This is a genomic window from Sphingobium sp. DN12 (assembly GCF_051058005.1).
Taxonomy (GTDB): domain Bacteria; phylum Pseudomonadota; class Alphaproteobacteria; order Sphingomonadales; family Sphingomonadaceae; genus Sphingobium; species Sphingobium yanoikuyae.
Genome location: NZ_CP173717.1, coordinates 2,811,617 through 2,832,797 on the forward strand (window position 1 = coordinate 2,811,617; position 21,181 = coordinate 2,832,797).

Consider the following 21,181-nt stretch of genomic DNA (forward strand, 5'->3'; position numbering starts at 1 on the left):
TGGAGCGGGGCGCTAGGGGGAAAAGCCCCGCTCCGGATCGTCGGCGCTGTCAGCCGATCAGTTGGCCGGCGGCGGCGGCGGTGCCTGGTCGGCGCCGGGGCCACGACCCGGACCACGATCATGTCCGCGACCCGGACCACGCATCGCCTGGCGGGCGGCCTTCATTTCCTCGGCCGTGACCTTGCCATCCTTGTTGGCGTCGGCCTTGTCGAACATGGCGAGCGGGCCGGCCATGAACTCTGCCTTCGTCACGGTGCCGTCCTTGTCGGCGTCACCAAAGCCGGGACCGCGGTGCATCATGCCGCGACCGGGACCGCCATGGCCACGCCCGCCCCAGCGCTTGCCGTCGGGGCCGCCGGGCTTGCCGGCTTGCGGGCCGCGATCGGCGCGGGGCTGGTGGCCGGCCTGATATTCGGCCTTGCTGATCTGGCCATTCTTGTCGGTGTCGAGCGCGGCGAAGCGTTCGTCCAGACGCTGCTGGCGGCGGATGTCACGATCCTCCTTGGTCAGCTTGCCATCCTTGTTGGCGTCGAGCTGGGCAAAGCGGGCTTCGAGCGAGGCGGTCAGTTCCGCCTTGGTGATGGTGCCATCCTTGTTGGCATCAGCCATCATCATGGGACCACCGCGCATGCCGCGCGGCCCCGGACCACCATCCTGCGCGAAGGCGACATGGGTGGCCGCCAGACCGCCGACGAACAGCGAACCGACCGCGACGGTGGTGAAGAATTTGCGGAGCATTGGGTCTTTCCTTCCAAGTTCAGTCGTGGATGGCGTGTCGACCATCCTTGACGTCGCTTATCGGCAAGACTTGTCCCGCAACTTTGTCATGTCACCCAATAGTTTGTCGCAATTTGTATCGCGGGGACAAACGAGAAAGGCCCCGGCCCGCTCATGTGCGGACCGGGGCCTTCCCCGAAACATCAATGCTGCGCTAGATCAAAGACCGTCGCGGCGACCCAGCAGGCGCAGGCGCAGCGCGTTGAGCTTGATGAAGCCTGCGGCGTCGCGCTGGTCGTAGGCACCGGCGTCGTCCTCGAAGGTCACGACCTTCTCGCTGTAGAGCGTATAGGGCGACTTGCGGCCGACGACATAGACGCCGCCCTTGTACAGCTTCAGGCGAACCGTGCCGGTCACCTTTTCCTGGCTGTGGTCGATCGCGGCCTGGAGCATCTCGCGCTCGGGCGAGAACCAGAAGCCGTTATAGATCAGCTCGGCATATTTGGGGGCCAGCTCATCCTTCAGATGGGCAGCGCCACGGTCGAGCGTGATCTGCTCGATGCCGCGATGGGCGAGGTGATAGATGGTGCCGCCCGGCGTTTCATACATGCCGCGCGACTTCATGCCCACGAAGCGGTTTTCGACCAGGTCGAGACGGCCGATGCCATGCTTGCGACCATATTCGTTGAGGGTTTCGAGCAGGGTCGCGGGCGACATGGCGATGCCGTTGATCGCGACGCCGTCGCCACGCTCGAAATCGACCGTGATATATTCGGGCGCGTCGGGCGCGTCTTCCGGGTTGACGGTGCGCGAATAGACGAAGTCGGGGGTTTCCTCCCACGGATCCTCCAGCACCTTGCCCTCGGAGCTGGTGTGCAGCATGTTCGCGTCGGTCGAGAAGGGGCTTTCGCCACGCTTGTCGCGCGGAATCGGAATCTGGTGCTGTTCGGCAAATTCGATCAGCTTGGTGCGGCTGGTCAGATCCCATTCGCGCCAGGGGGCGATCACCTTGATGTCGGGCTGCAGGGCGTAATAGCCCAGCTCGAAGCGGACCTGGTCATTGCCCTTGCCAGTGGCGCCATGGCTGACGGCGTCGGCGCCCAGCTGCTTGGCGATCTCGATCTGGCGCTTGGCGATCAGCGGACGGGCGATCGAGGTGCCGAGCAAATAGAGGCCTTCATAGAGCGCATTGCCGCGCATCATCGGGAAGACATAATCCTTCACGAATTCCTCGCGCAGGTCGTCGATGAAGATATGCTCTTCCTTGACGCCCATCAGGCGGGCCTTGGCACGGGCGGGTTCCAGTTCCTCGCCCTGGCCGAGATCGGCGGTGAAGGTGACGACTTCGCACTGATAGGTCTGCTGCAGCCATTTCAGGATCACGCTGGTGTCGAGGCCGCCTGAAAAGGCGAGGACGATACGATTGATCTTGTCGGACATGGTGGGCGACTCTTCTGCAGGCCAATGATGGCGTGGGATATAAACCGCGCGCCGGTAACAGGCGGGACGGGCAAGCGCAACAGCGCGGGGGCGCCTGTTGGAAGCTGCGGGCCTTAACTTCCCATATTTCCCGCAGATTTTGACATAATCTTGCTGAACGCTGATCCTATCGGAAAGCTCAATGGACTTCCGTGCCCCTGCTTCTATCAGGCAAAGCAGACTGTAGGACAGGCAAGACAAAGGGGACGATGGCGGGCCACCGTCCCCTTCATTGTCAGCTCAGGGCGTCGATCAGCTGGTGCGCGGCTTGAACAGGCCCGGACGGGCGCGGTCGCTGCCGAAGCGATAGACGGTCTGGCTGCGATCGGTCGCCGCGGCACTGGCCGGGGTCGCGACCGGCGCGGCGCGGGCGACCGGATCGGCCGTGCGGAGCGCCTGTCGCTGGGCAAGCAGGAAATGGGCGCGGCGACGGCGGTTGCGCTGGGTGAGGAAGGGATTGTCGCGGCTGGGGGCAGCGGCGACCATCGCGTCGACATCGCTGGTGGGTGCCGTAGCCGCGGCCAGCGGGGTGCGCGCGGCAATGGGAGCAGCGGCCGGAGCAGCAGGGGCCAGCGGCATGGGTGCCGGGGCCGGGCCAGCCTCGATCGGCGCGATCGCTTCACGCTCGGCTTCGACACGCTGGCGGCGGCGACGGACGACGGCGGTGGCGCCAAGGCCGACCAGCAGCAGCGAACCGCCGCCCAGTGCCAGCAGCAGCGCCGGATCGATCAGGGCCGAAGGCTGTTCGGCCGGCGCGGTAGCCGGGGCGGGTTCGGCAACCGGGGTGACGGCAGCCGGTTCCGGAGCCGGCGTTGCGGCCGGGGCTACGGGTGCCGGCGCTTCGGTACGTTCAGCCGCGACCGGGGTCGGAGCAGGTGCCGGGGTAGGTTCAGAAGCAGGTTCAGACTGGCGGACTTCCGCGCGGCGCGGTGCCGGGGTGGCCGGGGCAGCGCGGCTTTCCTGCGCGGCGGGCGGTTCAGGCTGCGGCTCCGGGGTCGGCGGCGTCTGTTGCACGACCGGCTGGCTGGGCGCGAAGACCGGCGCCGCCGGGGTAGCAGCCGGTGTGGCAGGCGCTGCGGGTGCGGACTCTGCCGCCGGCGCCGCAGGAGCGATGTCGACCGGCGCGGTCGGCGCCATTGCGGGCGCGGCCGGCGGGGGCGTCATCACCTCCTGCGCGAACAGGGGCGTTGCGGACAATGCCAGGACAGCGGCGATCGCGGCCGAGGCGGGACGGATGGATCGAATATTCTTGGTCATAGCGATAGATCAACCGCCGACCATCTCCATTGGCCTCAAACATATCGTCAAATGCGGGACGATCTGTTTTTCAATATCGATGAATTGAAAAATCCCGCTTCAATATGAACGGATTTTCATTTCAAACATGAACAACAGATTTATATCATGACTTCACGGCATCAGACATCGTCGCTGGACTCTTCCTTGCACTCAAGACGCACGCCATCCAGCAGAGCCGCCTTTCGACGTTCTTCTTGCTGATCGGCAAGTTTCTGTGCCTTGGTCCGGCCGAACTTGGCGCGGTTGCTGTCTGCCGCCTGCGCCTTGTCGGCCCGATCCCTGGCCTTGCGCGCCAGACGAAAATTAATGACGTTGCTCATCTTCCATCCTTGGTCCTATGGGGAATAGTGCCACAAAGATCCGGGGCAGCACCAGTCGCCTTCGGCCCGGCCATACAGGAAAATCATGCCCAGCATCCATGACGTCGCCGCCCTCGCCAAAGTCTCGATCAAGACGGTGTCCCGCGTTGTCAACAAGGCGCCGAACGTCAGCGACGAACTGCGCGAGCGGGTGAATACAGCGATCGAGCAGCTGGGATATCGCCCCAACCAGTCGGCGCGGCGGCTGGCCGGTGGCCGGTCCTTCATGATCGCCTATCTCTACAGCAACCCCGCCCCCGCCTATACCGGCGGCATCCAGTCGGGCGCAGCGGCGCGCTGCCGCGACCTTGGCTATCATCTGGTGGTGGAGCCGATTTCCGACGGCGGCGAGGAGCGGATCGAAGTGCTGGACCGGTTGGTCGCGGCGCTGCGCCCCGACGGCGTGTTCCTGGTGCCGCCGCTGTCCGACGATGCGCTGCTGCTCGACCGACTGGCGGAAATGAACCTGCCCTGCGCACGGATCGCCGGCACGGCGGACGCATCCAGGGGCGGCATCAACATGCCGACGCCCGAACATGCCGCCGGGCGGATGGTGGCCGATCATCTGGCGTCCTTGGGCCATAAGCGGATCGCGGTGATCACCCCGCCCCCGACCCACAAGGCGGCGCTGCAGCGCGTCGAAGGTTTTCGCGAGGGGATGGCGGCGGCCGGCCTGCCGATCGACGACAGCCTGTTCATGCAGGGCAGTTTCGATTTCGCGTCCGGCATCGCCTGTGCCCAGGCGCTGCTGCAGCGGGACGACCGGCCGACCGCGATCTTTGCGACCAACGACCCGATGGCGCTGGGCGTGCTGACGCTGGCGCATGACCTGGGCCTGCGCGTGCCCGAGGATCTGTCGGTGGCCGGGTTCGACGATACGCCCGCGAGCCGCACCAGCTGGCCGCCGCTGACCACCGTGCGCCAGCCGCTGGACCATATGGGCCGCGCCGCGATCGACGCGCTGATCAACGGTCCGGGCGAACCGCCGCGCTTCACCTTCTCGCTGGTCGCGCGCGGCAGCACGGGAGCAGCGACGCCGTAAGACGAAGGCAAGGCCCGGCATTGCCAGCGAAAAATCCGTCCGTCCTCCCCGACGCAGGGAACCGAAAGCGGCGCGGGCCGTCATGCTCATTCGCCCCCCCTATCGTTCATGCGCGCCCTGCCCCGTCGACCTGCCTGGAGCATCATCATGGGCATGATCGCCACCGATGCGCGCTGCAAGAACCGGCGCGACCTGACGTCGGCGGACCGGATCCCCTATCACCTGACCAAGGTGGTGCCCCAGAACGCTGTGGACTGCGGCGCCCGGCGGACGATCCGCGACAATATCCTGTGGCAATATCGGGGGGATGTCCCGACGATTATCCTTCGAAAGTCCTGACGCTGTGGACCAGGGGCGATTTCAATTACAGTTCGGGCAAGCGACTGAACACCATATTGCCCCCCTATTCGCAGGTCGATCCATCCGGCTTGACGCGCGGCAGATGGAGCGGACCTACTGGACCCGCGAGTTTGGCCAGGTGCGCTGGGAAGCGTGGAAGCGGGACGATTATACCCGGTCGCGCGACGGCAAGTCGGCATCGGAAATGGCGGAAAGCTTCTTCGACGACATAGCCGGGCGCGGGCTTCCGCATCCTGGCGAGGAATTTCGCGGTGTCCCCGGTCAGCCGGTCGATATGCCGGCGATCCACGCCCGGCGCGGGAACGATCTGCACCGGCGGTCCCATCAGGGCCGGCAGCGGCGCGGGAAAATGATGGGACGAAGGTTCGCCCTTCATGTCCCAACCGCCATTGGTCGCGGCATTGAGCGCGGCCTCCAGCGTGGCCGTGCGCGCCTCGTCACCACGATTGAGGCTGATCGCGCGGCGCAGGAAAACGGCATAGCGCGGATCGGCCGCCGCATTGGCGCGCGCCAGCAGCATGTCGGCCCCAATATCGCCATGGCCGCTGCGCTGTATCTGTCCGACCAACGGATAGAAAAGCGCATGGCCGTCCGGCAGGTCGATGATTTCCGGTGCGAGTGCAGCAAGCAGCGTCTTGTCGTTAAGGGCGCAGGCGGCCGTGACCTTCATCCGCAACAGCGCGGGATTGACCTCCTCCAGTTCCACCGAGGTCGCCAGCGTGTAGACATCATGCCAGCGCACATCCAGGCAGAGTGCGCGACAGCTTTCGATGATCCGGTCAATTGCCGCCGCATTCTCCACCCTATCCATCGCCCGGCCTTGCCCCTTTCGTCAGATCGGACATGCGGCGCGCGGGGGCGCCATGTCCAGCAAGACGGCATATTGCCGCTGGCGACGCTTCGGACAATCCCCGTATTCACGCGGCAAGTCACAAGATCGCAGCGTCATCCAATTGAAATGCCTTGGTCATCAAACTGACCGCAGCGCCCGCTAAGCGGCCGGTCGCATGAGCGAGCATCCTTCTGAACAGGCGCTGCGGGCGCCGCGGCGGCTATGGACCGGCTGGGCCGGGCTGCTGGCGCAGGTCGAGCGGATGACGCGGCGTTCCGACAGCGAGGATCTGTTGCACGATGCCTATGTCCGCATGGCGGCCCGGCCCGAACGGCCCGACAATGAGGAAGCCTTTCTGGTCCGCGCGGCGGTCAACCGGGCGAAGGACAGCTATCGGCGGGAAAAGGTGCGCGGGCCGGCGGGCGGCGAGGATGCGCTGGCATTGTTGCGTGACGGCGCGCCGTTGCAGGACGAGGCGCTGATGGCACAGGCGCGGCTGCGGCGCGTGTCGGAAGGGATCGACCAGTTGCCGCCACGGACCCGCGAGGTGTTCCTGCTGCAGCGGATCGACAATCTCAAATATCGCGAGATTGCCGAACGGCTGGACATCAGCCAGAGCGCGGTCGAGAAGCATATGGCCAGGGCGATGAGTTTCCTTGGCGAATGGACGAAGGATTGGTGAGCCCCGACATGCCCGGTGAGCGCCCCATGGCCCGGACCGCCGCCGAGTGGATTGCAAGGCTGAATGCGGACGAACGGACGGTGGACGACGAGCAGGCCTTTCGCGCCTGGATCGCCGCCGACCCTGCGCATGCGGCCGATTTCGAGCGGGCGACCGATATCTGGGCGCTGGTGCCCGGCACCGATGCGGCGGCGCGCCCTGCGCCGGCATCCGCACGCCCCCTTTCGCGCCGGCGGATGATGGCGGCCTGCGCCGGCACTTTGGTGGTGGGCGGCGGTGGCATGGCGATCATGCAGACGGCGATGGCGGGCACCCGCTATCGCACCGGGATTGGCGAGCAGCGCCGGCTGACCCTGCCGGAAGGATCGGCGCTGTTCCTGGATACCGATACCGATGTCCGGGTGCTGGCGAGCGCCAGCCGGCGGCGGCTGTGGCTGGAACGGGGGCGCGTCGCGCTGACGGTGAAGCCGTCCGCCGTGCCCTTTGCGATCGATGCCGGCCGGGGGCGTTTCGTCGCCGGCAGCGGCCGGTTCGATGTGCGGCGCGACAGCGATGACCGGCTGGCGATGACGGCGCTGGCGGGACAGGCCGATGTCGCGGTCGCCGGCGGGCAACGCAGCCTGTCGGCCGGGCAGCGCATCCGCACCGATGCCGCCGATGTCGTGCAGCTTGATCGGCCCGATGTCGAAACCACCCAGGCCTGGCTGAGCGGCCGGGCGGCCTTTCATGACGACCGGCTGGATGCGGTGGCGGCGGAGGCCAATCGCTACAGCCTGACCCGGCTGGTGATCGCCGATCCCGCCACCGCCGCGCTGCGGGTGAGCGGCATGTACCGGATGGGCGACAATGTCGCGCTGGGCCAGGCGCTGTCGCAATTGCTGTCCGTGCCCGTCCGCCAGATGGACGACCGGGTGCTGCTGGGCGGCTGAAAAAAATCGCCGATGCCGGGGTGGGGTAAAATCCCGCTGGCGCGTCGGGGAGGCGCGGCGCCTTCTGCCGCTGTCCACGGGGGATGATCGTGACCGTTTCTTCTTCGCGCACTTTGCGCCGCTCTCTGGTGCTGGGCGCCGCTCTTGCCGCCTTCTGTGCGGTTCCGGCCCAGGCGCAGCAGCGCCAGGCGACCGTCCAGATCGCCGCGCAGCCGCTGGGGACCGCGCTGGAGGCGCTGGCGCGCCAGACCGGCACCGACATATTGTTCGCGCCGCAGCTGGTGGCCGGGATGAGCGGTCCGTCGCTGAGCGGCCGGATGGACGCGATGGCGGCGGTCGAGCGGCTGATCCAGGGCAAGCCGCTGGCGGTGCGGCGGCAGGGCAATGGCGCGCTGCTGATCGTGGCGGCGCCGGCCGCGCCGCAGGAGACGGTGGCCAGCGGCGGCGTCGAAGTCGCGCCCGACATCATCGTCACCGGCTATGCCGCCAGCCTGTCCGGCGCGCTGGCCGAAAAGCGCAAGGCGACCAATGTCGTCGACGTGGTGAAGGCCGAGGATATCGGCAAATTCCCCGCCCAGAACATCGCCGAAGCGCTGCAGCGCGTGCCCGGCGTATCGATCGTGCGCGATCGCGGCGAAGGCGTGTTTGTCCGCATCCGCGGCCTGGGCGCCAATTTCCAGGTCGTGACGCTCAATGGCCGGTCGGCCGCGGTGAACGAGAATGTGCGCGACAGCGGCCAGAGCGGGCGCCAGTTCCGCTTCGACACGCTGCCGTCCGAACTCATGTCGGCGGTCGAAGTCATCAAGAGCCCGCGCGCGGACCTGGCCGAAGGCGGCATCGGCGGGATCGTGAACCTGCAGACCTTCCGTCCGATCGACCTCAAGAAGCCGGTGCTGGCTTTGTCCGCCACCGCCAGTTCGCCGCGCCTGGCCGACACGGTCGATCCGCGCCTGTCCGGCATGGCCAGTTGGGTCAATGAGGAGGGCACGTTCGGCGCGCTGATCGCGGCGGTCTATGACGAGCGCACCACGCGGCAGGACCGTGTCACCGGCGTCGGCTGGGCCGACGGGCGGATCGATGCGGATGGCGACGGCACGCTGGACAGCGACACCATATTGGTGCCGACCAGCACGCGCCCGACGCTGGAGCGCGAGAATCGCGACCGCATCGGCCTCAATGGCGCGATCCAGTGGAAGCCCGACGACCGGTTCGAGCTGAATGTCGATGGCCTGTGGAGCCGGCTCAACATCGATTATGACGAGCTGACCTATTCGACCGATTTTTCCGCGACCACGCCGGGCGCGATCGTGCCGGGCACGGCGGTGATCGAAAATGGCGTGCTGACCGCCGCGACCGTCAACACATCGACCCAGATCGGGCGCGAGACGTCGCGGCTGGAATATGAGAATTGGCTGATCGGCGCGAACGCCAAATGGTCCGCCAATGGCTGGACGCTGGCCGCCGATGCGAGCCTGGGCCGGGCCTATTCCAACACGCCCACGCCCATCTATCGCACCCGCCTGCTCGGCAGCGTCGGCCAGGTCGCGTTCGATTATGGCAAGGTGGGCGAGCGGTTGCCGAACCTGGAGTTCCTGACCGCCGACCTGACGCAATCGACCACCTTGCCGGGCCGCCGGATCGAATATCGCGTCAATGACTCGCTCGATCGCCAGCGGGCGGCCACCTTCGACGTCAAGCGCGAACTGAGCGGCGTGGTGCAGGCGCTGCGCTTCGGCGCCAAATATGAAAAGCGCGACCGCACCTATAATCGCCGCGATATCAACTTCACCAGCGGCATCGCCGGCCAGCGCTTCGACGACAGCTATTTCGAGGCCTTCCCGGTCGACGACTTCCTGAGCGGCGTGGGCGGCAACCTGCCGACGAACTGGGTTATGCCCGATCCCGACCGTTTCTGGGACGCGGCGACCGGCAAGGAGGCGCTGCTCGACGCGCCGCTGACCCGTGGCGACCGGCGCAACAGCTATGCCATCGATGAACGGATCATCGGCGGCTATGGCATGGCGGAGTTCAGCCTGCCGCTGGGCGGCATGACCATCCGCGGCGACGCGGGCCTGCGCTACGCCCATACCCGCCAGACATCGTCGGGCTATGCCGACAATGGCAGCGCGGCGCTGCCGGTCAGCTATGAGCGCAATTACGGGAATTTTCTTCCCTCGCTCAACCTGGTCGCGGAGTTCACGTCGAACCTGCAAATGCATCTGGCCGCGTCCAAGGTTATCACCCGGCCGTCGCTGGCCGACCTGGCGCCGCGCCTGACGATCAATTCCAACCCGACCGTGCTGACGGCGGTGGGCGGCAATCCCGAACTGCGGCCGTTCGAGGCGTGGCAATATGACGGCACGGTCGAATGGTATTTCGCGCCGGGCAGCGCGCTGATCGGGGGCGCCTTCTACAAGGACATCACGACCTTCGTCTTCCAGCAGACCCGCAATTTCGACCTGGATGGCCAGATCTATCGCCTGACCGCGCCGCAAAATGGCGGCAATGCCTATGTCGCGGGGATCGAGATCGCTTATCAGCAACTGTTCAAGATGCTGCCGGCGCCGTTCGATGGCCTGGGTTTCCAGGCCAATTACACCCATACCAAGAGCAAGGGCACCTATGCCCTGTCCGATGGCACCACCTTCCGCGACGACCTGACCGATGTGGCCGGCGACAGCTTCAACCTGACCGCCTTCTACGAAAAGGGGCCGGTCGGCGCACGGGCCAGCTATAGCTGGCGCGGCAAGGTGCTGCGCGATGTCGGCGGCGCGGGGCTGGCCGCCAATAACGACGCGGCGTTCGGCAGCCTGGACTTCGACATTTCCTACAAGGTCACGCCCAATGTCACATTCGTGGTGCAGGGCATCAACGTGGCCGGCGGCGTCCAGTGGCAATATGTCCGGGACGATCGCTTCGCGGGCTACACCGATTATGGCACCACGCTGATGGCCGGCCTGCGGGCCCGTTTCTGAACGGAAGGACGGCAATGACGATGCGATCGATCGGGATCATGCTGGCGGCGGGCGCAATGCTCGCCGCCGCTCCGGCGCAGGCCCAGGACAAGGCAAAGGATGGGGCCACGCCACAACGGGCGCGCAACATCATCCTGTTCCTGGGCGATGCCGGCGGCGTGCCGACGCTGAACGCTGCGGGCATCATGGCGCATGACCGGCCGCAGTCGCTGTTCATCCAGTCCATGCCCCATGTCGGCCTGTCCGATACGTCGGCACTCGACAATTGGGTGACGGATTCGGCGGCGGGCATGAGCGCGATCATGACCGGGCACAAGACCAACAGCGGCATGATCTCCGCGCTGCCGGCGGCCGATGGGGCGATAACCCCGGTCAAGAGCTTCCTGGAATATGCCGAGCAGCGCGGCCTTTCCACCGGCGTCGTCACCAACATGCCGATCTGGGACGCGACCCCGGCCGCCTGCTTCGCCCATGTCGCCACGCGCAAGGACAAGGACCAGATCTTTCGCCAGATGCTGACCCCCCGCTTCGGCAATGGTGTCGACATATTGATCGGCAAGGGGCAGGCCGATGCGGTCGCGTCCTTCGCCAAGGATGGCACCACGCCGCAGGCGGCCTTTGCCAGGGCGGGCTATCGGTTCGGGGATGATCCGGCACTGGTGAAGGATAGCGGCCGGGCGGCGGTGCTGCGCGATGCGGATTATGCGCCGATCCCGGCGGTCGAAGCGACGATCGGCCAGCTGGCGCGCAATCCCAAGGGCTATTTCCTGATGGTCGAATGGGACATGCACACCGACAAGCCGGAAAATGGCCTGAAACATGTGATCGAGATGGACGAGATGATCCGCCGGGTGAGCGCGATCGCGGGCAAGGATACGCTGATCCTGTTCACCGCCGACCATAGTTTCGGCCTGCGCATGACCAGCGGCAAGCGCACCGCGCCGATGGCCCAGCAATATGCGGCCGCCGCCGCCAAGCCGGGGGCAACGGTCGCCAGCAATGCGATCATCGGCGTCGAAGACAGTCACACCGGCGAGGAAGTGATTGCGGCGGCCGCCGGGCCGGGCGCCGATCAGGTCCATGGCTTCTTCGCCAACACCCGCCTGTTCGACGTGATGCTGAAGGCGATGGGCTGGACGAAGGAGGATTGAACGCCGCAGCGGCACCCGGCCCGATCCTGCGGATCAAGCTGCGGTGCCGCTGATATGTCGGGGATGACGGACTGGAGCGGGTAGCGGGGATCGAACCCGCATCACAAGCTTGGAAGGCTAGTGCTCTACCATTGAGCTATACCCGCCCGTCAGGTGACGCGCCCTGCCATCATTCACCGGGGCTCGTCAACAGCCCATTGATGGTAAATGCGCGAGAACGCCTCTTAACCCGGCCTCGTCTTTGTTCTATCGCTCGGCCATGACCAACCCGTCCCTGCGCCAACTCGACATTTTCGCGCAGATGGTGGCCGCGGGCAGCCTGTCGCGCTGCGCCCAGACGCTGGGCGTTTCATCCGCCGTGATCGAGCGCGACATGGCGTCGCTGGAAATGCGGCTGGGCTATCGCCTGTTCGACGATATTCGCGGCGCGGCGCGGCTGACCCCGGCGGGCCGGCGCACGGCGCAGGCGATGACCCTGCTGGCGCAGGACGATCCCGAAGATTGGGCCGAGGAAGCCACGCCCGCCCCCACCCCGCAACCTGATCCATCGCCAGCCCCGCCGCCCGCGCTGCCGGAATTGCTGCTGGATGCGGATGCGCAATTGCCGTCGCTGCCGGCCACGCCGCCGCCCGCCAATCGCGCCATCATCCTGGCGACGCCGGCGCCGGTGTTCGGCCATTTCCAGGACGCACTGACCGCGTTCGAGGCGGCCAATGACGATATCGCCATCACCCTGGACCTGAGCGTCCAGTCGGCGGTCGAGGCGGCGCGGGCGATCGAATCGCTGCGCGCCGACATCGCCTATTTCTATGCGCTGGAGGAGCCGGCCGGCCTGCCGTCGCGCTATGGCTGGTCGGAACAGGTCAATCTCTATGCCGGGGCGGACCATCCGCTGGCGCGCGCGGGCAGCGTATCGCGCGGCGACCTGACCATCACCCCGCAACTGGCGGTCGATCCGCGCAACGGGCTGCGCCCGATCATCGACGCGGCGCTGGCGCGCGGCGGCGCCCGGCTGGGTCCGGTGATGCTGGAAACCGACAATATGTTCGACATCATCACCGCCCTGCGCGAAGGCGCGGGATGTTTCGCAGCGTTCGGTCCGATGGCCCGCGACCTGGGCCGGATGAGCGGCATTCGCCGGCTGGCGCTGGACGTGCCATTGCCCGCGATCGAGGTGCGCCAGACCGTCAACGAACGATCGCTGTCGCGCCCTGGCGTGCAGGCGCTGGCGGATTTCCTCTTCCTCTGACCGGCAAATGATGGCGGAATTGCGCGGCTGATCCGTCTTGGCGGCGGGTAATATGCTGCGCGCCATGCCGTGCAAAAATGCAACAGTTGGTGGTGAATGCGGCAGAAACGGCCTTCATTTCGCCGATCATATATTGATATGATGTATCATGACCGATACGCGGAAGCCGACCCACATATTCTGCAAGGATAAAAAGCCTGATGCTTCGTTCCCCGTCGCTGCGCGCCGGCTGTGCCCTCACGGCCCTTTGCCTGGCATGGCCCGTCGCCGCCCAGACCGCAGCCCCCGCCGACACCCAGGCCGATGGCAGCTATCATGACCCGCGCAGCGACATCGTCGTCACCGCCCTGATCCCCCGCAGCCAGGGCGACATATTGTCCGGCACATCGATCGTCACTGGCGAGGAACTGACCCGCAGCCTGCGCCCGACCATCGGCGAGACGCTGGCGCGCCAGCCCGGCGTGTCGGCCACATCCTTTGGCCCCAACGCATCGCGCCCGATCCTGCGCGGCTTCCAGGGCGAGCGCGTGCGCATCCTGACCGACGGCATCGGCAGCTTCGACGTGTCCAATACCTCGGTCGACCATGCGGTCGCGATCAACCCGCTGACCGCCGACCGGATCGAGGTGCTGCGCGGCCCGTCCGCCCTGCTCTATGGATCGTCGGCGATCGGCGGCGTGGTCAATGTGATCGACAGCCGCATCCCGCGCCGCGTGCCGGACGAGGCGATCCATATCGACGCGATCGGCACCTATGGCAGCGCCGCCAACGAACGCAGCGGTTCGGGCGAGATCGAGGTGCCGCTGACCGAGAATTTCGTCGTCCATGTCGATGGCAGCTACAGCAAGACCGACAATCTGCGCACCGGCGGCTACATCCTGTCCAAGGCGATGCGCGACATCGCCGCCGCCTCCGACGAGGAGGAAATCCAGGACAATGCGCGACTGAAGGGCAAGCTGGCCAATACCGCGGCGGAAGTGTGGGAAGTGGCCGGCGGCTTTGCCTATATCGGCGATGGCGGCAATCTGGGCATGTCGATCTCGCACAGCGAGAACACTTATGGCGTGCCGTCGCGCCTGGAAGTGGCCGAGGAACATGACCATGATCACGATCATGACCACGATCATGAGGAAGAGGGCCACAGCCACGAGAATGTGACGCTGGCGATGAAGCAGACCCGCGCCGACCTGCGCGGCGAGGTCGCGGTCAATGGCGGCTTCCTCGACAGCATCCGCCTGCGCGCGGGCTGGGCCGATTACCAGCATCAGGAAATCGAACCGTCGGGCGAGGTCGGCACCACCTTCAAGAACCAGTCGATGGAAAGCCGGCTGGAATTCGTCCAGGCCGACCGCAATGGCTGGCAGGGCGCATCGGGCGCGCAGTTCTTTACCCGTCGTTTCCAGGCCGATGGCGAAGAGAAATTCCTGCCCAAGAACCAGACCGACCAGTTCGGCCTGTTCACGCTGCAGTCGCTGGACCTGGGCGACACCCGCCTGGAAGCGGGCGCGCGCTATGAACATAGCAAGCTGCAGGCGGACCCCGATGCCGACCTGTTTGCCGAAGCCAGCCAGCGCAGCTTCAACGCCCTGTCCGGATCGCTGGGCATCAGCCAGGCGATCATGCCCGGCTGGCGCGTGGGCCTGAACCTGTCGCGCAGCGAGCGCGCGCCGTCGGCCGAGGAGCTGTTCGCGCGCGGCAATCATGCCGGCACCCAGGCGTTCGAGCTGGGCAATCCCGATTTCGGCAAGGAAAAGAGCTGGGGCGTGGAAGGCACGCTGCGCGGATCGGGCAATGGCTACAGCTTCAGCCTGGCCGCCTATCATAACTGGTTCAGCGGCTTCATCTATGAAAGCGTGGTCGACGACAGCGTCTGCCAGGCGGCCAATGGCGGGGCCGAGATGGAATTCCCCTGCTATGCCTATGCCCAGGCCGATGCGCGCTATTATGGCTTCGAAGCCGAAGCGTCGGTGAAGCTGGCGCAGGTCGGCAGCTATGCGATCAACATCGACGGCGTCGCCGACTATGTCCGCGCCACGATCAAGGGCAATGGCCCGGCGCCGCGCATTCCCCCGCTCCGCCTGCTGGGCGGGATCGAGGCGCAGGGCGCACGGCTGAGCGCCCGCGCCGAGCTGGAACATGTGTTCGAGCAGGATCGGGTGACCGATTTCGAAACGCCGACCGATGGCTTCACCATGGTCAACGCATCGATCTCGTTCAAGCCGCTGGCCGGCAATGACCGCACCACGCTGATGCTGTCAGCCAACAATATCTTCGACGTGGAAGCCCGGCGCCATGCCAGCTTCCTGAAGGATTTCGCCCCGCTCGCCGGGCGCGACATCCGCCTGACGGCGCGCATCTCGATCTGATCCGCCTCCCGGCCTCGCCCAGCGGGGCGCCGGTCGCTCCCTTCGCCTGCCCCTCTGGGCGAAGGGAGCGATTGCAAAAAATGACATTTTCGTTACATAGCGCCGATGGAACGCGCTGCGGCAGAGCATGAGGATTCGGGCAGGTCGCCCGTAAGCCGCCGATAATGCGCCAGATTGCCGCTCTCCCCTATACCAGCGACCCGATCGACGGGTCGATGCAGATCCTGCTGATCACGTCGCGCGACACCGGGCGCTGGGTGATTCCCAAGGGCAATCGCATCAAGGGGCTGGCCGGCCATCGCGCCGCGGAAGTCGAGGCGTTCGAGGAAGCGGGCATCCATGGCATCGCCTGTCCCGCGCCGATCGGCCGATATAGCTATGACAAGCGCAAGCGCAGCGGCAAGTCGCGCGAGGCGAATGTCGAGGTTTTTCCGCTTGCCGTGACCGGCCATCTGACGCAATGGCCCGAAAAAGGGCAGCGCGAGCTGCGCTGGTTTTCCGTCGCCGAAGCCGCAAAGGCCGTCGACGAACCCGAACTGCAATCGATCATCGCGGCTTTCCGCGAACCGCCCGCGGATCCGGGCTGGTTCCTCCGGTTGCTGCTGTCGATCCGCGAGAAGCAAAGTGAAAGGACTGGAATGCTGCGCTGGTTTCACGCGCTGATGCCCAAGCAGGGGCGTTTCTTCGAGCAATTCGAAGACCATGCCGCGACCCTGGTCGCCGGCGCCGACGCCCTGGCCAAGCTGCTCAAGGGCGGCCCGGACATGGACGCGCATATCAAGGAGATTTCGGACCGCGAGCATGAGGCGGACGACATCATCCGCGAGGTGCTGCAGGATGTCCGCCGCATCTTCGTCACCCCGTTCGACCGCAGTGCCATCACCGGCCTGATCGGCGTGATGGACGACGCGATCGACCAGATGAACCAGACCGCCAAGGCGATCGCGCTCTATGAGGTCAAGGATTTCGCGCCGCAGATGCAGGACATGAGCGCGCTGATCGTCGAATGCGCGCGGATCACGGCGGAGGCGATGCCGCTGCTGCGCTCGCTCAACATCAATTCGGCGCGCCTGCACGAGCTGACCGAGCGGCTGGTCAAGCTGGAAGGCCATGCCGACATATTGCATGAGGCGGGCCTCAAGGCCCTGTACCAGCAAGCCCGCGCCGGCAACCCGATGGACTTCATCGTCGGCAACGAAATCTACAGCCATCTGGAAAAGGTGACGGACCGGTTCGAGGACGTCGCCAACGAGATTTCCGGCCTGGTCATCGACCACGCCTGACAGGCCTGACCGGATATGGAAGCCCATCTCGCCTTCCCGCTGCTGATCGCGCTGATCGGCGTTGCGCTGCTGTTCGATTTCCTGAACGGCCTGCACGACGCCGCCAACTCGATCGCGACCATCGTGTCGACGCGGGTCCTGAAACCCCAATATGCGGTCGCCTGGGCCGCATTCTTCAACTTCATCGCCTTCCTCTTCTTTGGCCTGCATGTCGCCGAGACGGTGGGCAAGGGCATCGTCAGCGCGGACATCATCGACGCCTCGGTGATCTTCGGCGCACTGATGGGGGCGATCGCCTGGAACCTCATCACCTGGGGCCTGGGCATCCCATCCTCCTCCAGCCATGCGCTGGTCGGCGGCCTGCTGGGCGCGGGTACGGCCAAGTCGGGCCTGTCGGCGATCGTGTGGAGCGGCGTGTTCAAGACCAGCGCGGCGATCGTGATATCCCCCGCCGTCGGCCTGTTCCTGGCGCTGATGCTGGTTCTGGCGATCAGCTGGATCTTCCGCAAGTTCACGCCGCAGGGCGCGGACCGGGTGTTCCGCAAGCTGCAGCTGGTGTCCGCCTCGCTCTATTCGCTGGGCCATGGCGGCAATGACGCGCAGAAGACGATGGGCATCATCGCGGTACTGCTCTATTCGCAGGGGCTGCTGACCGGCGGCTTCCATGTGCCGATGTGGGTGGTGCTGAGCTGTCAGGCGGCGATGGGCCTGGGCACGTTGCTGGGCGGCTGGAAGATCGTCCACACCATGGGATCGAAGATCACCCGCCTGACCCCGGCGCAGGGCTTCTGCGCGGAAACGGGCGGCGCGATCACCCTGTTCATGGCCACCCATCTGGGCGTGCCGGTATCGACCACCCATACCATCACCGGCGCCATCGTCGGCGTGGGCGCATCCCGCCGGCTGTCGGCGGTGCGCTGGAACGTCGCGTCGAGCATCATCGTCGCCTGGGTCGTGACCCTGCCGGCAGCGGCCGCGATCGGCGCGCTGTTTTATGGCCTGACGCGTTTGTTCTGAGTCTTTTGCCCGCTCACGCGGGATGCGGCACCGGCCTTCGAGCGAGGCACGTGACTCACTCGAACCCCACCCGGCCTCCCACAGTATATCCTGGATGGGAGGCCGGGTGGGGGCGCGGGCCGGTGCCGTTTGCTTCAGCTAGGCTGAAGCCAGATCACGCCACGCGGCCAAGGCGGTGGTAGAGATTGGCGTATTTGACCGATTCCGGCTGGTCCTGCACTTCCTTGAGATAGTGGGCGATGGCGGTGCGGATCAGGCCGAAATCCTCCTGGCTGAAGACCGCGCGCGAGCGGGCGGGCTGGGGCGCTTCCATCGTATCGGTCGTCATCTTCCTGTCCTTCCTGCCTTGTGGCTGTGCTGGTTGATGACAGCGATATTGACAGGTCGAAGGCAAAGCGGAAGGGCGATGAGTGGCCGCAAGTCACGCCGCGACTTGTTCATATTGTCAAATCATGACAATATGACCTTATGGCAGATGTGACCGACCGGAAGCTCTATCTCGGCCCCAAGCTGCGCGTGCTGCGCCGCGAACTGGGGCTGAACCAGACGCGCATGGCCGAGGAACTGGGCGTGTCGCCCAGCTATCTCAACCATCTGGAGCGCAACCAGCGGCCATTGACGGCACAGATGCTGCTGCGGCTGGCCAATACCTATGACATCGACATTCGCGACTTCACCGCCAGCAGCCAGGATGGCGCAGCGAGCGACCTGGCCGAGATATTGTCCGATGCGCTGGTGCGCGACATCGGCATTGCGCGCGACGAAGTGCTGGAAGTCGCGGAAAATTATCCCGGCGTCAGCGAGGCGATCGGCCGCTTCTATCGCGCGCTGGCCGACCTGCGCCGCCTGCCCGAGCAGATGCAGGCGAGCGGGCGCGGCGCCGCCCCTGCCCCGCTGGTCGCGCCGGTCGACTGGTGGCGCGAGACGGTGGCCAAGGCCGGCAATCATTTCGCCGAAATCGACGCCGCAGCCGAAGGGATCGCCGCGCAGCTGGAGGAAGACCCGGCGCTGTTGCAGGTCGGACTGCGCGCGCGCCTGAAGGAGCGGCATGGCATGGCGGTGCAGATGGTGCGTGCCGATGTGCTGGCCGGGACAGTGCGCCATTATGACATGCACCGGCGGCGGCTGATGCTGAGCGAGCGACTGCCGGCATCGGGGCGGCTGTTCGCCATGGCCTATCAGCTCTGCGCGCAGGAGATGGCCGACCTGATCGCGGCACAGGTGACGCGTACTGCGCCGCCGGACGAGGACAGCCGGCGGCTCGCCGTCATTGCGCTCACCAACTATGCCGCAGCGGCGCTCATCATGCCCTATGACCGGTTCCGCCAGGCGGCGGAGGCAAGCCGGCACGACCTTCCCCTGCTGCGCGCGCGCTTCGGCGTGTCGACCGAGCAGCTGGCGCACCGGCTCACCAGCCTCAACCGCACCGGCGCGCGCGGTATCCCCTTCTTCATGGTGCGGATAGACCGGGCAGGGATCGTGTCCAAGCGCTTCGATGGCGAGGCCTATCCCTTTGCCCGCTATGGCGGCACCTGCCCGCGCTGGGACGTGCATACGGCCGACGCGCCCGACATCGTGCTGCCGCAACTGATCGAGACGCTGGACGAGCGGCGCTTCCTCACGCTGGCGATCGCCCTGCCCCGTGCCGATGGCGCGCGCGGGCGGCAGCTGATTGCGCTGGGCTGCGAAGCGAAACATGCCGGGCGGATCATCCATGCCGATGGCATCGATACCGAGCGCGACGACGCGGTGACGGTGGGGCCGACCTGCCATCTGTGCGAGCGGCGCGACTGCCCGGACCGGGCGCTGCCGCCGGTGACGCGCGCACTCGACCTGCACAGCTATGAGCGGACCGCCAGCCCCTTCCCGTTCCGGCGGGTATGATAGGCGCTCCGCCCCGCCCCCGTCACTGAGAGGGGCCCCGGCCGTCGCCGGGATGAAGGGGGCGGAAACGGAGCGCCTGCCGCCAACCCTCAGGCAGCTACGGGTCTGGGTTGGGGCGATCGGGCGGAGCGGTTCTTCACGCGGCGCATCGGCAGGTTGCGGCAATGGCGCTTGAAATAGACGATCTCCAGCAGGGTCGGCCAGATTTCGAGCGAGGAGCGGATCAGTCCGACCTCGTCATCGACCATGCGGCTGACATTCTGCTGGAAGAAATCCGGCTCGAAATCATAGAAGGTGCGTGACAGGCCGGCGGCAAAATGGCCGAGCGCGTCGCGCCGCTCGGTCGTGCGCGCGTCGGCCATGCTCTTGAGCACCCGGTCATGCAAGGCGCGGGCGCTGTCCAATATCTCCTCGCTGTCCTGCAGGCTGACCGCGCCGTCATAGTCGAAGGCGATCGACCATTCGTCGGTGCGCTTGAGGCTGGTGCGGATCTTGCGCTTGAGCAGGCCGCAGATCGCCTCGTTGAACACCTCCGACGCCAGCGGATTGCGCATATAGCTGTTCTTGATGTGGGTCTGGGCGGAATCGACATGGGCCGAGACCATGTTCGACTGCTGAATCCAGAGGCGATAAATATAATCCTCGAACCGCAAGCGCGTCGGGAAGAAGGGCGGCAGGCCGGTGCGATTATCATAGCCCGCGACGCCGCAATCCATTCGCCAGTTGAGATTGGTGAGGCAGGGGCGGAAATTGACCAGCACATAGGTATCGTTGAGCCGTTCGGCATCGACCTCGTCCGGATCGTCGAGGAACTTGTCGACGAAATCGACCGCGTCGATGTCGTTGGTGCCGGTGCGGAAGGTCTGCGCCATCTTCACCACCGCCGAGCGGGGCAACCGCCCCTCCTGAAGGGTCAGGCTGTTTTCCCGCGCGAAGCCGAGCGAATTGTTGGATTCCAGATCCATCGCGCTGTCGATCACCAGTTCGCCCTGGTCGTAATTGGCCGGCGCGTCGGCCACCGTCTTGCCCAATATGTCGCGGAAGGATTCGAGGATGTCGTAGGATTTGCGGGTGTGGCCATTGGCGCCGCGCGGGATGGTCTTGCCCCGGCTGATTTCCCGTTCGCCCAGCGTTTCCGGGCTGTCCTCGATCAGGGCATAGGGGCGCATGTCGTCGTCGGCGCTGACCATCAGGTCGCCCAGTGTGTACATCAGGGTGAAGTTGCGATTGCCGCCATAGCTGGGGCGGAAGAGGTTGCGGACCAGCACGTCGAGCTTGCGATCGCGCAGCCGCTTGCAGATGTAGGAGACGAACTGCTCCTTTTCGGCGGGGCCGACATACCAGAGGTCGTTGACCGTCTTGGTCGCCTCCAGCGCGCCGAAATATTTGTCATGATTGGCGACCGAGGAATCATCGAAGACGATGATCGGCGCGGTCTGGCCGCTACGGGCGAAATTCTCGTCATAGGCCTCGACGGTCGCGCCGACGTCGCGCAGGCGATAGGTCGGGATCACGAAATGCAGGTCGCGTTCGCTCACAAATTTGTCCTCTGGGAAT

The 21,181-nt window shown here is 65.9% G+C and carries 18 protein-coding genes and 1 tRNA gene; 11 read left to right on the forward strand and 8 right to left on the reverse strand.

Going from position 1 to position 21,181, the window contains the following annotated elements; genetic code table 11:
- Positions 1–57: 57 nt before the first annotated feature.
- From ACI6S0_RS13385 to ACI6S0_RS13400, 4 genes are all read right to left on the reverse strand, one after another.
- Positions 58–738, reverse strand: coding sequence for an EF-hand domain-containing protein (locus tag ACI6S0_RS13385; RefSeq protein WP_434403319.1), 681 nt, complete (start codon positions 736–738; stop codon positions 58–60).
- A 198-nt stretch (positions 739–936) separates the two neighbouring features.
- Entirely contained in the window at positions 937–2,157 is a 1,221-nt protein-coding gene (locus ACI6S0_RS13390; RefSeq protein WP_004208222.1) for an argininosuccinate synthase, read from the reverse strand.
- A gap of 291 nt (positions 2,158–2,448) precedes the next feature.
- Positions 2,449–3,453 (reverse strand): hypothetical protein, encoded by a 1,005-nt coding sequence (locus ACI6S0_RS13395; RefSeq protein WP_434403320.1) that lies wholly within the window; start codon positions 3,451–3,453, stop codon positions 2,449–2,451.
- Positions 3,454–3,614: 161 nt separating this feature from the next.
- Positions 3,615–3,815 carry a DUF4169 family protein gene (locus tag ACI6S0_RS13400; RefSeq protein WP_434403321.1) on the reverse strand — a complete coding sequence of 67 codons (201 nt, stop codon included), beginning with the start codon at positions 3,813–3,815 and terminating at the stop codon, positions 3,615–3,617.
- An 85-nt stretch (positions 3,816–3,900) separates the two neighbouring features.
- Here ACI6S0_RS13400 and ACI6S0_RS13405 point away from each other — a divergent pair, with 85 nt between their 5' ends.
- Together ACI6S0_RS13405 and ACI6S0_RS13410 are read left to right on the forward strand one after the other, a co-directional pair.
- Positions 3,901–4,896 carry a LacI family DNA-binding transcriptional regulator gene (locus ACI6S0_RS13405; protein WP_434403323.1) on the forward strand — a complete coding sequence of 332 codons (996 nt, stop codon included), beginning with the start codon at positions 3,901–3,903 and terminating at the stop codon, positions 4,894–4,896.
- A 147-nt stretch (positions 4,897–5,043) separates the two neighbouring features.
- Positions 5,044–5,235 carry a hypothetical protein gene (locus ACI6S0_RS13410; RefSeq protein WP_434403324.1) on the forward strand — a complete coding sequence of 64 codons (192 nt, stop codon included), beginning with the start codon at positions 5,044–5,046 and terminating at the stop codon, positions 5,233–5,235.
- Positions 5,236–5,299: 64 nt separating this feature from the next.
- On the opposite strand, the gene ACI6S0_RS13415 is transcribed toward ACI6S0_RS13410, so the two are convergent.
- Positions 5,300–6,067 carry a hypothetical protein gene (locus ACI6S0_RS13415; RefSeq protein WP_434403325.1) on the reverse strand — a complete coding sequence of 256 codons (768 nt, stop codon included), beginning with the start codon at positions 6,065–6,067 and terminating at the stop codon, positions 5,300–5,302.
- A 196-nt stretch (positions 6,068–6,263) separates the two neighbouring features.
- Here ACI6S0_RS13415 and ACI6S0_RS13420 point away from each other — a divergent pair, with 196 nt between their 5' ends.
- The 4 genes from ACI6S0_RS13420 (at position 6,264) to ACI6S0_RS13435 (ending at position 11,825) form a co-directional block, all read left to right on the forward strand.
- A complete protein-coding gene (locus ACI6S0_RS13420; protein ID WP_069336701.1) occupies positions 6,264–6,770 on the forward strand; it encodes an RNA polymerase sigma factor in 507 nt (168 codons plus the stop codon).
- 26 nt (positions 6,771–6,796) lie between these two features.
- Positions 6,797–7,699, forward strand: coding sequence for a FecR family protein (locus ACI6S0_RS13425; protein ID WP_434403326.1), 903 nt, complete (start codon positions 6,797–6,799; stop codon positions 7,697–7,699).
- Positions 7,700–7,782: 83 nt separating this feature from the next.
- On the forward strand, positions 7,783–10,674 hold the full coding sequence (locus tag ACI6S0_RS13430) for a TonB-dependent receptor (protein ID WP_434403327.1): 2,892 nt from the start codon (positions 7,783–7,785) through the stop codon (positions 10,672–10,674).
- A gap of 14 nt (positions 10,675–10,688) precedes the next feature.
- Positions 10,689–11,825 carry an alkaline phosphatase gene (locus ACI6S0_RS13435; protein ID WP_434403328.1) on the forward strand — a complete coding sequence of 379 codons (1,137 nt, stop codon included), beginning with the start codon at positions 10,689–10,691 and terminating at the stop codon, positions 11,823–11,825.
- 72 nt (positions 11,826–11,897) lie between these two features.
- On the opposite strand, the gene ACI6S0_RS13440 is transcribed toward ACI6S0_RS13435, so the two are convergent.
- Positions 11,898–11,971: transfer RNA gene (locus ACI6S0_RS13440), tRNA-Gly, on the reverse strand.
- A 113-nt stretch (positions 11,972–12,084) separates the two neighbouring features.
- Here ACI6S0_RS13440 and ACI6S0_RS13445 point away from each other — a divergent pair.
- The 4 genes from ACI6S0_RS13445 to ACI6S0_RS13460 all read left to right on the forward strand — a co-directional run bounded on the left by ACI6S0_RS13445 (position 12,085) and on the right by ACI6S0_RS13460 (position 17,740).
- Positions 12,085–13,074, forward strand: a complete 990-nt coding sequence (locus ACI6S0_RS13445; protein WP_434403329.1) for a LysR family transcriptional regulator — start codon at positions 12,085–12,087, stop codon at positions 13,072–13,074.
- A 200-nt stretch (positions 13,075–13,274) separates the two neighbouring features.
- Positions 13,275–15,440, forward strand: a complete 2,166-nt coding sequence (locus ACI6S0_RS13450; protein WP_434403330.1) for a TonB-dependent receptor — start codon at positions 13,275–13,277, stop codon at positions 15,438–15,440.
- A gap of 164 nt (positions 15,441–15,604) precedes the next feature.
- Complete coding sequence (locus ACI6S0_RS13455) at positions 15,605–16,723, forward strand: DUF47 family protein (RefSeq protein ID WP_004208255.1); 1,119 nt, start codon at positions 15,605–15,607, stop codon at positions 16,721–16,723.
- 15 nt (positions 16,724–16,738) lie between these two features.
- Positions 16,739–17,740 (forward strand): inorganic phosphate transporter, encoded by a 1,002-nt coding sequence (locus ACI6S0_RS13460; protein ID WP_004208257.1) that lies wholly within the window; start codon positions 16,739–16,741, stop codon positions 17,738–17,740.
- A 154-nt stretch (positions 17,741–17,894) separates the two neighbouring features.
- On the opposite strand, the gene ACI6S0_RS13465 is transcribed toward ACI6S0_RS13460, so the two are convergent.
- Positions 17,895–18,068: a hypothetical protein gene (locus tag ACI6S0_RS13465; protein ID WP_004208258.1), complete on the reverse strand. Its 174-nt coding sequence runs from the start codon at positions 18,066–18,068 to the stop codon at positions 17,895–17,897.
- A gap of 140 nt (positions 18,069–18,208) precedes the next feature.
- Here ACI6S0_RS13465 and ACI6S0_RS13470 point away from each other — a divergent pair, with 140 nt between their 5' ends.
- The gene (locus ACI6S0_RS13470; RefSeq protein WP_434403332.1) at positions 18,209–19,624 is read left to right on the forward strand and encodes a helix-turn-helix domain-containing protein; all 1,416 of its coding nucleotides are present in this window, start codon (positions 18,209–18,211) and stop codon (positions 19,622–19,624) included.
- Positions 19,625–19,713: 89 nt separating this feature from the next.
- On the opposite strand, the gene ACI6S0_RS13475 is transcribed toward ACI6S0_RS13470, so the two are convergent.
- On the reverse strand, positions 19,714–21,162 hold the full coding sequence (locus ACI6S0_RS13475; RefSeq protein ID WP_434403333.1) for a hypothetical protein: 1,449 nt from the start codon (positions 21,160–21,162) through the stop codon (positions 19,714–19,716).
- Positions 21,163–21,181: the final 19 nt, after the last annotated feature.

What these genes read in the sequence shown, in the direction of transcription:
- ACI6S0_RS13470 (WP_434403332.1), top strand. Translation starts at nt 18,209, where the DNA reads ATGGCAGATGTGACCGACCGGAAGCTCTATCTCGGCCCCAAGCTGCGC.
- ACI6S0_RS13410 (WP_434403324.1), top strand. Translation starts at nt 5,044, where the DNA reads ATGGGCATGATCGCCACCGATGCGCGCTGCAAGAACCGGCGCGACCTG.
- ACI6S0_RS13430 (WP_434403327.1), top strand. Translation starts at nt 7,783, where the DNA reads ATGATCGTGACCGTTTCTTCTTCGCGCACTTTGCGCCGCTCTCTGGTG.
- ACI6S0_RS13390 (WP_004208222.1), bottom strand. Translation starts at nt 2,157, where the DNA reads ATGTCCGACAAGATCAATCGTATCGTCCTCGCCTTTTCAGGCGGCCTC.
- ACI6S0_RS13455 (WP_004208255.1), top strand. Translation starts at nt 15,605, where the DNA reads ATGCGCCAGATTGCCGCTCTCCCCTATACCAGCGACCCGATCGACGGG.
- ACI6S0_RS13395 (WP_434403320.1), bottom strand. Translation starts at nt 3,453, where the DNA reads ATGACCAAGAATATTCGATCCATCCGTCCCGCCTCGGCCGCGATCGCC.
- ACI6S0_RS13435 (WP_434403328.1), top strand. Translation starts at nt 10,689, where the DNA reads ATGACGATGCGATCGATCGGGATCATGCTGGCGGCGGGCGCAATGCTC.
- ACI6S0_RS13420 (WP_069336701.1), top strand. Translation starts at nt 6,264, where the DNA reads ATGAGCGAGCATCCTTCTGAACAGGCGCTGCGGGCGCCGCGGCGGCTA.
- ACI6S0_RS13425 (WP_434403326.1), top strand. Translation starts at nt 6,797, where the DNA reads ATGGCCCGGACCGCCGCCGAGTGGATTGCAAGGCTGAATGCGGACGAA.
- ACI6S0_RS13385 (WP_434403319.1), bottom strand. Translation starts at nt 738, where the DNA reads ATGCTCCGCAAATTCTTCACCACCGTCGCGGTCGGTTCGCTGTTCGTC.
- ACI6S0_RS13415 (WP_434403325.1), bottom strand. Translation starts at nt 6,067, where the DNA reads ATGGATAGGGTGGAGAATGCGGCGGCAATTGACCGGATCATCGAAAGC.
- ACI6S0_RS13460 (WP_004208257.1), top strand. Translation starts at nt 16,739, where the DNA reads ATGGAAGCCCATCTCGCCTTCCCGCTGCTGATCGCGCTGATCGGCGTT.
- ACI6S0_RS13445 (WP_434403329.1), top strand. Translation starts at nt 12,085, where the DNA reads ATGACCAACCCGTCCCTGCGCCAACTCGACATTTTCGCGCAGATGGTG.
- ACI6S0_RS13400 (WP_434403321.1), bottom strand. Translation starts at nt 3,815, where the DNA reads ATGAGCAACGTCATTAATTTTCGTCTGGCGCGCAAGGCCAGGGATCGG.
- ACI6S0_RS13450 (WP_434403330.1), top strand. Translation starts at nt 13,275, where the DNA reads ATGCTTCGTTCCCCGTCGCTGCGCGCCGGCTGTGCCCTCACGGCCCTT.
- ACI6S0_RS13465 (WP_004208258.1), bottom strand. Translation starts at nt 18,068, where the DNA reads ATGACGACCGATACGATGGAAGCGCCCCAGCCCGCCCGCTCGCGCGCG.
- ACI6S0_RS13405 (WP_434403323.1), top strand. Translation starts at nt 3,901, where the DNA reads ATGCCCAGCATCCATGACGTCGCCGCCCTCGCCAAAGTCTCGATCAAG.